The organism is Myxococcus sp. CA039A (assembly GCF_013336645.1).
In the GTDB taxonomy this organism is placed as follows: domain Bacteria; phylum Myxococcota; class Myxococcia; order Myxococcales; family Myxococcaceae; genus Myxococcus; species Myxococcus llanfairpwllgwyngyllgogerychwyrndrobwllllantysiliogogogochensis.
This window is the reverse complement of record NZ_JABUMQ010000828.1, coordinates 1-403: the sequence shown is the minus strand read 5'-3', so window position 1 is coordinate 403 and position 403 is coordinate 1. Positions and strand designations below refer to the sequence as shown.

General features: G+C 51.1%; 2 protein-coding genes. Both read left to right on the top strand.

Annotated elements, in window-relative coordinates; translation table 11 throughout:
• Positions 1 to 3 precede the first annotated feature (3 nt).
• Positions 4 to 102: a RusA family crossover junction endodeoxyribonuclease gene (locus HR086_RS50175; RefSeq protein ID WP_217442286.1), complete on the top strand. Its 99-nt coding sequence runs from the start codon at positions 4 to 6 to the stop codon at positions 100 to 102.
• A gap of 3 nt (positions 103 to 105) precedes the next feature.
• Positions 106 to 330: a hypothetical protein gene (locus HR086_RS47800; protein ID WP_174469002.1), complete on the top strand. Its 225-nt coding sequence runs from the start codon at positions 106 to 108 to the stop codon at positions 328 to 330.
• Positions 331 to 403 lie beyond the last annotated feature (73 nt).

Below are 403 nucleotides of genomic sequence, written 5' to 3'. Positions count from 1 at the left end.
GATCTGGGCTACTGGACGGATGACGCCATTGTGGCAAGCGAAATCATCGAAAAGTTTTGGGCCGATCTGCCGGGGATCTACGTCAAGATCGAGGAGCTGTAAGCCATGGACTACAAAGCGTTTTACGCGGACGTGGTGGATTGGATAAACCAAGCGAATCAGGCGGCCGCCAGTTACGGCATGGAAAATCAGCAGTTTTGGGCGTGGGTGGCCGACTCCTGTGGAGCTCTAGCTAAGAAGTATCAAGAGAATCGGCTCGTTATTAAGCAAATGATCATGCTGGTCGAATGGCTTGAAGAGGTTTACGAGAGCAGGAAAAAGGGAGATTAGCGGAGGTGAGGAAAGCGAATGGGATATCAGATTCGGGATTTGAAACGGGAGAGGGCATACAAGGTCCATGGAG